The sequence below is a fragment of the Nevskia soli genome (assembly GCF_903970205.1).
Classification (GTDB): domain Bacteria; phylum Acidobacteriota; class Terriglobia; order Bryobacterales; family Bryobacteraceae; genus Bog-113.
Genome location: NZ_CAJCHS010000151.1, coordinates 1 through 11,373 on the forward strand (window position 1 = coordinate 1; position 11,373 = coordinate 11,373).

The window sequence follows — 11,373 nt, forward strand, 5'->3', positions numbered from 1 at the left end:
AGCGCGCTAAGTCCCGAGACGGTTACACCGTACTGCAGGGGCGAGATACCGGACGACGTATACTCGGTCTGATTCACCCCGAATTTAAAGTCATTGACCAAGGTAGGTGTAAATACGTGCAGCAGTTCCGCGGCGCCGTTATTGAACTTCGTGTCATATCCGGTTAATGCAATGAGCTGACCGCTCGGTGTCTGCTCCACAGCTTCGTCCGAGTTAAAGCGTATAAACCCCGTAGTCCGATCGGAGAAATGTTCGTCAACGCGGATCATTCCGGAATCTTCATTATCGATTTGCCGGCCATTCGCCACATAATTCCAGACATCCGGATTCGATGTTGGAGAAGTGCCCGCTGGGAATGCTTTGAGAATCGGATCCAGAACCGGGGAAACGATTGATGTTTGCTCGATGAAGCTGGGGCTCGGCACCAATCCGATCTGTGTTCCGTCGAGTCTTTGACGTAAGCCCTCGTAGTTCGCATAGAAGAATGTCTTGTTGTGAACAATAGGACCGCCAACCGCTGCGCCGAACTGGTTCAGGAGGAACGGATTCGGTGATGGACCATTGAATGGCGTGCGTGCTTCCATGGCGTCGTTTCGGAAGTAATCGAAAATATCGCCGTGGAACGCGTTGGTTCCGGAAGGTGTGACCACAACTACCTGGCCCCCGGCCGTTCCTCCTTCCACGTCCGCGCCGAACGTCTGCGTCTGCACCTGAAACTGATCGATGGAATCCAGCGGGATATTGAGCCGCACATACTCGCGTTGCTCCTGATTAAAAACCGCCGTGGCGTCCAATCCATCGAGAGTTATGTTGTTATCGTCGAGGCCGTGTCCAGCGAACCGGATAGTCCTCTGGTCTCCTGCCCCGTTGTCAATCGCTCCAGGTACTAATGAAGTCAACGTCGCCCAGTTACGCCCGTCGAGTGGGAGTTCATCCACCTGTTCCCGCTCAACGGGCGCGCCGATGGTTGCGTCTACCTTATCGAGCTCGACAAGAGACTCTGTAACTGTCGTCTGCTGCGATGCGCCGGCCACGAATAACGTGGAGTTCAGTGTACGAGTCTGTCCAACGAACTGCTGCACTCGCTCGATGTGAGTTGTCGAAAACCCGTCCTTTGATATCTCAACCGTGAAGATCCCTGCCGGCAGGTCGGCCAGTTCGTAATTCCCTTGCGAGGTCGTTTCCGTTTGGCGCTTAAGACCGGTAGCTGCCTCGGTTGCCTGGACCTGCGCGTGGGGAACGCGTCTGCCCTGTTGGTCGGAGACCGTGCCGGTCAGCGAGGAGCTTTCCACTTGGGCACGGACGATTCCAGAAAGTGAAAACAAAAGGGAAACAACGCAGATTAGAAGGCGGACCGGCGTTCGCATAGCAGTTTCATGAGATTACGGCGCAATTGCTAATTTAAGATTACAAAAGCCAGTCAATTAGATTACGGTCTTGTAATCTCAGTGAGCTGTATCACATTGTGAGTGTCGCTGAAAACGCGGCGTCTTAGTTCCACTCGGTTTAACAATTAGCCGGGCAAAATAGGCTGTGGAGGCGCGATTTTGCCGATATTAACGCTGCATTTCGCGCTCGAAGACGGCAAGAGACTCGGTTGGTTGCCCGGCACGTTGAGAGTGCTTGACTTCGCGCAGTATCTTCCCGTTCTCGGCGAGCGTCCAGATCTGCTGGGAAACGATTTCCCTCCCGCGCTCGTGCTCCACAGTGTCGAATACAAGGCTCTCGCCGTTCCACCGCACTTTGGTGTGAAATTCGTCCCCGTCGAGCCCCTTATAAACCAACTCCGGGCCACCAACTTCATATTTGAGGTTCAGTGACCGCTCGCCTTGAACGGTTGTGGTCCGCGCATTGACCGTCAATTCGGGGCCGGTCTGTTGAATATCAAGCTCTTTTGCATTTCTGGAATTGCCCACCGGTACACTTCGTGAGAGATCCTGATGCCAGGTACCGGAGAAATCGGGCTGCGCTGCGCTTACCGGGCGGGACAGGAGGAGGACTGCAACTGAAGCTATTAGTCCAAATGGCGATTTTGGTGAAATTCGCATATAGGTTAGCCTTGACGATAGCATCGCTCAATTGGTATCGCTGCGGTGGGAGTAACTCACAATGAGATTCCTTTTCAATCACCCCGGTGTAGCCAACTAATGCGGCCTCGAACAATCTGGCTGATGGCGATCAGCGTGGGCGTGATCGTAGCGAACATCTACTACGCACAGCCACTGCTGGCTGATATTGCACGCGACCTGCACTTCAGCGTTGTCACAGCGGGTCTGGTGGCAATGTTGTGCCAGATAGGCACTGTCGCGGGCATGCTCTTGTTCGTGCCGCTCGGCGACACGCACGAGCGCCGCGGACTGATCGTTAAGTTGATTCTGGGAGCCGCCGTATCGCTCATCGCCTTCGCCATCGCGCCCAACGTGACATGTCTCGCCGTTGCCGCGTTAGCGGTCGGCCTGTTCGCCGCGACGGTGCATGTGATTGTGCCTTACGCCGCGCATCTTGCTCCCGATGATCAACGCGGCCGCGTGCTCGGTTTTGTCTTCAGCGGACTGCTCATGGGCATCCTGCTCGCGCGCACGTTCAGCGGCTTCGTCGGGGCTCAGTTCGGATGGCGATCCGTGTTTTGGACCGGAGCTGTTGCGATGTTGGTATTGGCTGCGCTCATCCGCTGGCAGTTGCCCAAGAGCGATTCGGAATTGCAACTTACTTGGCGCGAGCTTGTCGGCTCTTCTTGGATATTGGTGCGTGACCATGCGGCACTGCGCGAGTCGGCCTTGGCTGGCGCGCTCGGGTTCGCCGCCTTCAGCGCGTTTTGGACTACTCTCGTGTTTCGTCTCGGCGCGCCGCCGTTTCACTACGGCAGCAGAGTCGCAGGACTGTTTGGATTAGTCGGCGCGGCCGGCGCCTTGGGGGCGCCTATAGTCGGTCATCTGGCCGACCGGCGCGGCCCTAGAGATACAGTCATGGTTGCCTTGGCGGTCGGCGCTATGTCTTTCCTGGTCATGGGCTTTTGGGGCTCAAGCCTGGCCGGGCTGATCGTAGGCGTCATTCTGCTCGACTTAGGTGTTCAATCCGCCCACGTTTCAAATCAAACACGAATCTACGCGATTGACCCAGCGGCGCGCAGCCGGCTGAATATGGTCTATATGGTCTGTTACTTCAGCGGCGGAGCGCTCGGCTCCTACGCCGGCGCCCACGCCTGGCAGTTGCTGGGGTGGCGCGGCGTCTGCGGCTTTGGCGCGGTCGCGCTGGGAGCAGGAGCGCTGCTGTTCACCCGCGGTCGTCTTCCTCAGCCGCGGTAACATAGCAGACATCCCAATTCATGTCCTTCCGTCGATTGTTTCCAGCGGAGTTAATCGCTTCCGTATCACTTTTCTTACTCATTTGTAATGCTCCGGCTCAAACCGGTCCGCCGCCGATTCCTGCCGTACAATCCGTGACTCCCATGGGACTTGTCGGGCAAAGCCCGTTGATCCAAGGCCGTGACGGCACTTACAGCGCTCTCATGAACGGCACGTCTTATTGGTTATTCGATGACACTTCCATGACGGAGGAAAATGCAAGCGGCGAAAACTTCATCGATAACTCGATGGCTTGGACCTCTAACCTGGATGCGTCTAACGGAATTACGCTGACCGGAAACTATGTTGATTCCACCGGAGTGCCAACCGAGTTTCTACCCTTTCTTCCGTGGGAGGCAGCCTACAACACTCTACACAGCTCGAGCAATTGCCAGAAAAAACCTTGCGGCGCGGAGTTTGCCCTATGGCCTGGGCCGCTGGTTCCCGATCCGGCGCGGAACCGCGCGCTAATCTTCTACACGGAGATCTGGCGGGATTCGAATGAACCCGGCTGGACGACCCTGGGGACGGGTATCGCAATCTGGCAGAGCGGGAAAATCACGCGTCCCGCAGTCAATCCCGGAACTACCTTTCCAACTCTGATGTGGACTGGAACCGAGGTAGGGTTCTCGGCGGGTTGGGTAGTCTCAGGCGATACTCTTTACGCTTATGGGAACCAAAGCGAGTTTCTTTCGGAGAATACGCAAATTGCACAGGTAGCCCTGGAAAATGCGACGACTCCGTCGGCATGGACTTACTACGCCGGCAACAACACCTGGAGTCCGAACGCTTCCGACGCAGTAACCGTGTTTAATGGTGGAGACGCGGGCAGTTCGGTTTTCTACGACAACTTCCTCGGGATGTACGTCGCCATCTACGGCGGAGTGGAGAACGACAACATCTACTATGCCGTGTCTTATACGCCCTGGGGTCCTTGGTCCGCAGCGGCCGAGTTCTATACGGGTTTGCCGGGATACGAGGGGAATGCGGATTATGCCGCGCTGGCCCACCCCGAGTTCGCCGGTGGAAACGGCCAGACTGAGTATGTGGTCTATGTTCAGGACACAGGTTTCCTTGCGCAGAACCTGCAGCTGGTTCAACTCGTGTTCGCTCCGCCGGCGAATTGAGACGAATCGGCGGCGGCTCTGGATTTAGGGCCTAGGACAATAATTTATGAACTCCGACGTTGAGTTACTCGTCTCATCTAATGACGTGACATCACGCGCAACCAAACCCGAAGTCTCGCTGTTTCGCCTCTACACGTTGCGCGCCTGTTACCTTATCTTGAGTGCCGGGCTGGGCGTGTATATCTGGCCCGTGGTGCTTAGCCATACGAGCGAACTCGCGGAAACGGCTGGGGTTCGGTTCGCCCTGCTGGCCGGTCTCGGTGCGACAGCGGTATTGGGGCTTCGATACCCCGTTCAGATGTTGCCGTTACTTTTGTTTGAGCTGATCTGGAAAGCGATCTACCTGATCTTTTTTGCGCTGCCCCTATGGTCTGCCCACCAGATAAGCCCGGCGACCGCGGAAGATATCAAGAGCGTGGCGATGGTCGTTATTCTTGTTCCGCTGATCCCCTGGCGCTACGTGTTCGCTCACTATGTTCTTCAGCGTGGCGAGCGTTGGAAGTAAGTGCTCTACTTACTTTGCTTGCCAAAAACCAGGGCCAGGAAGTTCCATCAGAAACTGACGCATCGCGACTACAATCTCTTCCAAATGCGTTTCAAGTGCGAAGTGGCCGGTGGGCAGAAATTTGACGATTGCGTCCGGGATGTCCCTAGGCTTCGCCGTTCGAAAATACTCCTGGAACCTTGGGTACAACTTCACGTTGTTGGCATAGTCAAGGAATAGATCGAGCTGTATGTCAACGCTCCCGTGACGCGACAACAATGCAGCATCCAGTGTGTAGCCTTCGGGCGTGATCAGAGTCGGGTCGGGTATCCCGACAGAATACTCGTGATCCCTTCAGGGGTAGGCGTTGCCATTCTGAGACACGATGGCGGTCACGCGCTCGGGCGCCATCAACGCCACCCGGAAGCCGGTAGGCGCTCCGTGGTCAAACACGTACATCGCGTAGCGTGTAAGGTTGAGAGCCTGAGTGAAGGCGACGATCGTCTTCGCCAACGCTTCGAAAGTATATTTGTACCGGCGCGCCGCAGGAACCTCAGGTGAAGCCGAAGCCCGGCAGATCTGAAGAGATCACCGGATAATGGTCGGTGTGCCAGGGAATCAGCTCGCGATACTGAAACGATGATGCGGGAAACCCGAAAATCAAGAGGATAACCGAAGCGTTCGCGGGACCCGCCTTGCGGTAGAACAGTGGACCCCGTCAAGCTAGGCTTTCTTGTACTGTTAGTTTTGCGAGAGGGTCGAGCAGCGCACACGATCGCTCGGAAATCGGTTCAGGCGGGCAAACAATGGGCCGTTTTCTCTTCGATCGGCAGCCCAAACGCAGGCACGCGGTGGCGTGAATCGCACAATCAATTCAGCCTCGGTTTCACTTGCACCCCTTTTCGTGATTACAATGGCTAATCTACGACCATGATCGGTCCGGTCTTTTGCCTGATGCTGCAGACGCGCCTCGCGGAGCACTCCGTGGCCAACATATTCGACCCGCGCGCCACGCCCGCGGCAACCGAAAAGAACCTTGCGCTCTTTACGTTCAGCATCACCGGCGGGATTTTCATCGTGGTCGCCGCGCTTCTCATATTCGCCATTGTGCGGTATCGCAGCCGCATTCCCAACGACCTTGAGGAACCCGCCCAGGTTTACGGAAGCGGCAAAATTGAACTCGCGTGGACCGTGATACCAATCCTCATTGTCTTCGTTCTGACCGGTGTCACCGGACGGGTAATTGCCAGCATCGAGGACTCGCCGCAACCTTCATCCGCGACCCACATCACGCTAGTCGGAAGGCAATGGTGGTGGGAAGTCCACTACCCGGATTTCGGAATCGTTACAGCGAACGAGATCCATGTCCCCGTCTCGCGCTCAGCCCAGGACCATCCTACCTTCTTCACGCTCCAGAGCGCCGACGTAATCCATAGCTTCTGGGTGCCGCAGTTGTCCGGCAAGACTGATTTAATACCTAACCGGGATAACCATATTTGGATCGACCCGCGCGAACCCGGCATCTATCTCGGCAACTGTGCCGAGTACTGCGGAACCCAACACGCAAACATGATGCTACGGGTTATCGTGCATCCAGCGGGCGAGTTCGAGAAGTGGGCGGTTGCGGAGCGCACCTCTTTCGTTCCTGCCGCGCAGTCTAATCCCGGCCGGGCGGTCTTTGAAAGCCTTGCGTGCGTAAACTGCCACACCGTTCGCGGGAGCGTTGCCGCCGGCAGATTCGGTCCGGACTTGACCCACTTGATGCGCCGTCAGACCATCGGCGCGGGAGTAGTTCCGCTCACGCCCAAGAATCTCAGGGACTGGGTTGCCGACCCGCAAGAGGTCAAGCCTGGCTGTCTGATGCCCAGCATGAATCTTTCGAACACCGAGCTAACTCAAGTAGTCTCTTACCTGGAGGCACTGAAGTAGGAGACCTATGGGATCTACTGATTATCCGCTGGATCGCCAGGACGCCCATCAGGACGTTCACCAGGCAATCCGTCCCTATGTCCACTCCGATAAGCTGTCGTTTTCCGACGCACTCTATGTCATAGTTACGACCGTCGATCACAAGAAACTCGGACTGATGTACATCGTTGCGTCGTTGATCTTCTTAGTTATCGCGGGACTGATGGCCAGCGTCATGCGGTTGCAATTGGCGTTCCCGAATGGTCATGTCGTCTCCCCGGCAACCTTCAACCGGCTGTTCACGATGCACGGGACTACCATGGTGTTTCTGGTCGGCATGCCTCTGCTTGCGGGCTTTGCCAATTATCTGATCCCGTTGATGATCGGCGCGCGGGACATGGCATTCCCTCGCCTGAATGCATTTGGCTTCTGGATATTTCTGTTCGGGGGCTTTCTTCTTTATTTCAGCTATGTGGGCGGAGGTGGGTTACAGGGAGCGGGATCGGCCCCCGATGTGGGTTGGTTCGCTTACTCTCCACTTACCGAACGAGCGTTCTCGCGCGGGCTTAGCACGGATTACTGGACCTTGGGTGTTCTCTGCTCGGGCATCGGCAGCCTCGCGAGCGCGCTCAATGTAATTGCCACCGTGGCGTCTATGCGATGCCCTGGAATGACGCTGTCCCGCATGCCCATGTTCGTTTGGCTGATGCTAGTCGATTCCTGGCTAATCCTGATTGCGCTACCCCCGCTCTCTGCCGCACAAATCATGCTAATGCTCGACCGCTATCTCGGGGCCCATTTCTTCGATACTCAGAACGGCGGTTCAGCTATACTCTGGCAGCACTTCTTCTGGATCTTCGGTCATCCGGAGGTTTATATTCTGATCTTCCCGGCATTCGGAATTCTTTCGGAGGTCATCCCGATCTTTTCGCGCAAGCCGATCTTCGGCCGTCCTGCCATGGTCGCCGCTGCGGTCGCGATTGGTTTCATCAGCCTCAGCGTTTGGGCGCATCATATGTTCGCTGTTGGTCTGGATTCCGCGTCGAATATCTTCTTCGCCGCGGCCACGATGATGGTTGGCGTTCCCACTGGAATAAAGATTTTCAACTGGCTTGCAACCATGTATGGGGGCAAACTTATCTTTCGTACTCCGATGCTTTTTTGTATTGCCTTTCTATTTCAATTCCTGATCGCCGGACTCACCGGTATCATGCTCGGCGTCACGCCGTTCGATTGGCAGCTCCACGATTCCTACTTTGTCGTCGCTCACTTCCACTTCACCTTAGTTGGCGGATTTGTCTTCGCCATCTTTGCTGGTATGTACTACTGGTTTCCGAAAGCATCCGGGCGCATGTTAAGCGAAACTCTCGGAAAGTGGCATTTCTGGCTCATGACGGTCGGCTTCAACCTAACCTTCATTCCGCTTCACTTCGTTGGGATGATGGGGATGCCGCGCCGTATCTACACTTACCCGTATGGGCGGGGCTGGGAGTTGTGGAACTTTGTGGCGTCAGTGGGCGTCGTCTTGCAGCTGGCCGCGGTTGCTATCTTCGTCTGGAACATCCTTCAATCACTTGGGCGTAGCGATAGCGAGCGCTCCGGAGACGATCCGTGGAACGCCTGGACTCTCGAATGGGCGACTCACTCCCCGCCTCCAGAGTACAATTTCGAGAAGATCCCTGTCGTATATTCCAGCCGCCCGCTGTGGGATCTCAAGCACCCGGAAGATCCGGATTGGGAGTTCGAATAGTCTGCTATGGCCTCCGTCTCCTCAGCATTAGTGCCTCCAGTCATCGATCCGGCGCAGTGGAAGCTCCCAGATCGCGGAATCATTGGGATTGCCTGCCTCATCATCACGGAATCGGCGCTATTTTCGATCTTCGTTGTCGGTTATATCTTCTACATCGGTAAGAGTCTGAATGGTCCATATCCCAAGGACGTGCTGCACTTTCCAGTCCTGGGAACGATCGCTCTGCTTTCGAGCAGTGTCACGATTGTGATCGCCGAGCGCGCGCTTGAGCACGGCCGGCGCGCCTTGTTTCAGTTGTGGTGGATCGTTACGATCCTACTGGGTGCTTTCTTTCTCGGCTCAACAGCAATGGAATGGCATCAGCTAATCGTCAACGAGCATCTGACCATCAGCACGAATCTATTCGGTACAACGTTCTATTCCTTAGTCGGTCTGCACGCCAGTCACGTAATTGTCGGCCTCTTATTCCTCTTACTGGTGGGCGCCGTCACTTTGTTCGGGTTTCCAATCGAGACCCAGAAGCGCCGCGTGATGTTCCTTTCGTGGTATTGGCATTTCGTAGACGTTGTCTGGATTATCGTTTTCACAGTCGTCTATATCGTGGGGAGGTGACCGATGCACAGCGAGACATATGGCGACGCTGCTGAACGCACGAATCTTGAACACATTCACTTGCCCGCGCCGACTTACTGGCCGTTCGTCTTCAGTTTCGGGCTGATGTTGATTTTTGCCGGTCTCGCGACGCATTGGATTGTCGGTGTCACCGGCCTTGTAATCGCTGCGCGCGGCGCATTCGGTTGGTGGCGAACCGTCATCCCAATCGAGTTACATGAGGATGTGCCGATCGACCTTCTCCGACGTCCCGCGCCGATTAGCATCGAAGGCCGAAGCGTCATCCGTTTGAAACTCGGTGAAGCGGACCATCGCGCCCGCATTCCAGTCGAGGTCCACCCTTACACCGCCGGCATCTGGGGCGGTCTCATCGGCGGTATCGTCATGGCCGGACTAGCTTGTTTGTACGGCCTGATTGCGCAACACAGCATCTGGTGGCCGGTGAACCTGTTAGCCGGTGTAGTTCTCCCGAGTATAGGAAATGCGAGTGATGACCAGTTGCGTGCGTTCAATGGCTTGGCTTTCTTTGTAGCTTTGGGCGGACACGTGGTCATGTCGGCGCTGGTAGGTCTCGTGTACTCCGTGATGTTGCCTATGTTCCCGAAGTACGCCCCGTTTTGGGCCGGCGTCATGATGCCGTTGCTGTGGAGTGCATTTATTGCTACGTCTCTTTCGATTGTCAATCCGGCCTTGAACTCTCGAATTAACTGGTACGCCTTTGTTGCTTGCCAGCTCGGGTTCGGCGTCGTGGGCGGGTATGTCATCGCCCGGTCCACACGTATCCACACCTATCAGTCTCTAGGTTTTGCGCAGCGCGCCGGGCTGGAGGTTACCCCCGGCGGCCATCGACAGGAAAAACCCTGAAGTGTATCGCCTACTCTTAGCGACAGTGTGCCTTTCGACCATGGCCTGTCTACCGCATCCGAGTAACGAGTCGCCTGTGAAGGCCACCGAATTCGGTTCACTCTACGAACAGAATTGTGCGGGTTGCCATGGCACAGACGGAAAGAACGGCCCCGCCCGGCCCCTTCATGATCCCGTCTTTGTCGCATATATGCCCGCCGACCAAATCAAGCTAGTTATCGAGAACGGGCGCACGGGCACGCCGATGCCGGCCTTTGGTCAAGCGCAAGGCGGTCCGCTGAATGACGGCCAGGTCGCTGCCCTTGTCCAAGGTATCGAGAGCTGGGGCAAACCTATCGACGGTATCCCTTCATACACTGCTGCGACAACAGGCGATCCACATAGCGGAGCCCGGCTCTTCGCGCAGAACTGTTTTATGTGTCACGCGAAGGGCGCGGCGGTGGGCCCGGTGACCGACGCCGCTTACTTGACGTTGGTGAGCGATCAGGGGATCCGTAGTTCCATCGTCACCGGTAGACCCGACTTAGGGATGCCGGACTGGCGTCACTTGCATGTGGGCAAGGCTCTAAGCGAGCAGGAGATTACCGATCTCGCTTCCTACCTTTCTTCGCTTCGCCCAGCTGCTGCGAACACAACGACGGCTGAGCATAGCTCGCCAACTGGAAACGTACCGGTCAACAGCGCCGATAATAGCGCTATACGACATACGGGAAAGAAACAATGAGCGAACCGCGTCACGAAAGCGAGTCTTACGAATCCGGCGAACTCGTCAATATAGAACCCACAGCTACTCCTACACGGCGACTCTGGTTGGCTTGGGTCGGTTCGGGGCTCAATGCGATAGCCGGCCTCCTGTTCGCCATCCCATTAGTCGGCTTTGTCTTTTCCAGCTTCGTCACTCGCCGGGACCCGCGCGCGTGGATCTCTCTAGGTCCGCTTGAAAACTTTCCGGAGAAGCAGACGCGTTTGGCAACTTATCGGAATCCGTTTACGCGGCCCTGGGACGGGCAAACGGCCAATATTCCCTGCTGGGTTCGTCACGCCGACGGCAATCAGTTTCAAGTCTTTGCAATTAACTGTACGCATTTAGGCTGCCCGGTCCGCTGGTTCTCCGAATCCGGCCTCTTCATGTGCCCGTGTCATGGCGGAGTCTACTATGAGGACGGCTCACGTGCCGCAGGGCCGCCGCCGCGAGGCCTTTACCAATACGACTATAAGGTTGAGAACGGACAACTTTGGGTCAAGGGCGGTCAGATGCCGACTCTTGCCAATCCGGTTTAAGCG

The 11,373-nt window shown here is 56.2% G+C and carries 11 protein-coding genes and 1 pseudogene; 9 read left to right on the forward strand and 3 right to left on the reverse strand.

Annotated elements, in window-relative coordinates; genetic code table 11:
- Together H1Y01_RS06825 and H1Y01_RS06830 are read right to left on the reverse strand one after the other, a co-directional pair.
- Positions 1 to 1,292: TonB-dependent receptor (locus H1Y01_RS06825; protein WP_180539693.1), on the reverse strand; the 1,292-nt coding region annotated here is incomplete at its 3' end.
- A gap of 264 nt (positions 1,293 to 1,556) precedes the next feature.
- Complete coding sequence (locus H1Y01_RS06830) at positions 1,557 to 2,048, reverse strand: hypothetical protein (RefSeq protein WP_180539694.1); 492 nt, start codon at positions 2,046 to 2,048, stop codon at positions 1,557 to 1,559.
- A gap of 99 nt (positions 2,049 to 2,147) precedes the next feature.
- Here H1Y01_RS06830 and H1Y01_RS06835 point away from each other — a divergent pair, with 99 nt between their 5' ends.
- The 3 genes from H1Y01_RS06835 to H1Y01_RS06845 all read left to right on the forward strand — a co-directional run bounded on the left by H1Y01_RS06835 (position 2,148) and on the right by H1Y01_RS06845 (position 4,976).
- Positions 2,148 to 3,305, forward strand: coding sequence for an MFS transporter (locus H1Y01_RS06835; protein WP_219341340.1), 1,158 nt, complete (start codon positions 2,148 to 2,150; stop codon positions 3,303 to 3,305).
- Positions 3,306 to 3,448: 143 nt separating this feature from the next.
- On the forward strand, positions 3,449 to 4,471 hold the full coding sequence (locus H1Y01_RS06840; protein ID WP_180539695.1) for a DUF4185 domain-containing protein: 1,023 nt from the start codon (positions 3,449 to 3,451) through the stop codon (positions 4,469 to 4,471).
- A gap of 46 nt (positions 4,472 to 4,517) precedes the next feature.
- The gene (locus H1Y01_RS06845) at positions 4,518 to 4,976 is read left to right on the forward strand and encodes a hypothetical protein (protein ID WP_180539696.1); all 459 of its coding nucleotides are present in this window, start codon (positions 4,518 to 4,520) and stop codon (positions 4,974 to 4,976) included.
- A 9-nt stretch (positions 4,977 to 4,985) separates the two neighbouring features.
- Here the strand turns inward: H1Y01_RS06845 and H1Y01_RS19960 are convergent.
- Positions 4,986 to 5,664 (reverse strand): annotated as a pseudogene (locus H1Y01_RS19960) (alpha/beta fold hydrolase).
- A gap of 221 nt (positions 5,665 to 5,885) precedes the next feature.
- Between H1Y01_RS19960 and coxB the strand changes: the two are divergent.
- The 6 genes from coxB to H1Y01_RS06880 are packed head-to-tail and all read left to right on the forward strand — an operon-like array spanning position 5,886 to position 11,370.
- Positions 5,886 to 6,884: a cytochrome c oxidase subunit II gene (gene coxB, locus H1Y01_RS06855; protein WP_219341342.1), complete on the forward strand. Its 999-nt coding sequence runs from the start codon at positions 5,886 to 5,888 to the stop codon at positions 6,882 to 6,884.
- A gap of 7 nt (positions 6,885 to 6,891) precedes the next feature.
- Positions 6,892 to 8,613, forward strand: coding sequence for a cytochrome c oxidase subunit I (gene ctaD, locus H1Y01_RS06860; RefSeq protein WP_180539697.1), 1,722 nt, complete (start codon positions 6,892 to 6,894; stop codon positions 8,611 to 8,613).
- Positions 8,614 to 8,619: 6 nt separating this feature from the next.
- Entirely contained in the window at positions 8,620 to 9,225 is a 606-nt protein-coding gene (locus H1Y01_RS06865; RefSeq protein WP_180539698.1) for a cytochrome c oxidase subunit 3, read from the forward strand.
- A gap of 3 nt (positions 9,226 to 9,228) precedes the next feature.
- Positions 9,229 to 10,089, forward strand: a complete 861-nt coding sequence (locus tag H1Y01_RS06870) for a hypothetical protein (protein WP_180539699.1) — start codon at positions 9,229 to 9,231, stop codon at positions 10,087 to 10,089.
- Between the two features lie 40 nt (positions 10,090 to 10,129).
- The gene (locus tag H1Y01_RS06875; RefSeq protein WP_219341343.1) at positions 10,130 to 10,813 is read left to right on the forward strand and encodes a cytochrome c; all 684 of its coding nucleotides are present in this window, start codon (positions 10,130 to 10,132) and stop codon (positions 10,811 to 10,813) included.
- Positions 10,810 to 11,370: a ubiquinol-cytochrome c reductase iron-sulfur subunit gene (locus tag H1Y01_RS06880; protein WP_180539701.1), complete on the forward strand. Its 561-nt coding sequence runs from the start codon at positions 10,810 to 10,812 to the stop codon at positions 11,368 to 11,370. Before H1Y01_RS06875 ends, H1Y01_RS06880 begins: the two co-directional genes overlap by 4 nt.
- Positions 11,371 to 11,373 lie beyond the last annotated feature (3 nt).

What these genes read in the sequence shown, in the direction of transcription:
- H1Y01_RS06880 (WP_180539701.1), top strand. Translation starts at nt 10,810, where the DNA reads ATGAGCGAACCGCGTCACGAAAGCGAGTCTTACGAATCCGGCGAACTC.
- H1Y01_RS06865 (WP_180539698.1), top strand. Translation starts at nt 8,620, where the DNA reads ATGGCCTCCGTCTCCTCAGCATTAGTGCCTCCAGTCATCGATCCGGCG.
- H1Y01_RS06830 (WP_180539694.1), bottom strand. Translation starts at nt 2,048, where the DNA reads ATGCGAATTTCACCAAAATCGCCATTTGGACTAATAGCTTCAGTTGCA.
- H1Y01_RS06875 (WP_219341343.1), top strand. Translation starts at nt 10,130, where the DNA reads ATGGCCTGTCTACCGCATCCGAGTAACGAGTCGCCTGTGAAGGCCACC.
- ctaD (WP_180539697.1), top strand. Translation starts at nt 6,892, where the DNA reads ATGGGATCTACTGATTATCCGCTGGATCGCCAGGACGCCCATCAGGAC.
- H1Y01_RS06870 (WP_180539699.1), top strand. Translation starts at nt 9,229, where the DNA reads ATGCACAGCGAGACATATGGCGACGCTGCTGAACGCACGAATCTTGAA.
- coxB (WP_219341342.1), top strand. Translation starts at nt 5,886, where the DNA reads ATGATCGGTCCGGTCTTTTGCCTGATGCTGCAGACGCGCCTCGCGGAG.
- H1Y01_RS06840 (WP_180539695.1), top strand. Translation starts at nt 3,449, where the DNA reads ATGGGACTTGTCGGGCAAAGCCCGTTGATCCAAGGCCGTGACGGCACT.
- H1Y01_RS06835 (WP_219341340.1), top strand. Translation starts at nt 2,148, where the DNA reads ATGCGGCCTCGAACAATCTGGCTGATGGCGATCAGCGTGGGCGTGATC.
- H1Y01_RS06845 (WP_180539696.1), top strand. Translation starts at nt 4,518, where the DNA reads ATGAACTCCGACGTTGAGTTACTCGTCTCATCTAATGACGTGACATCA.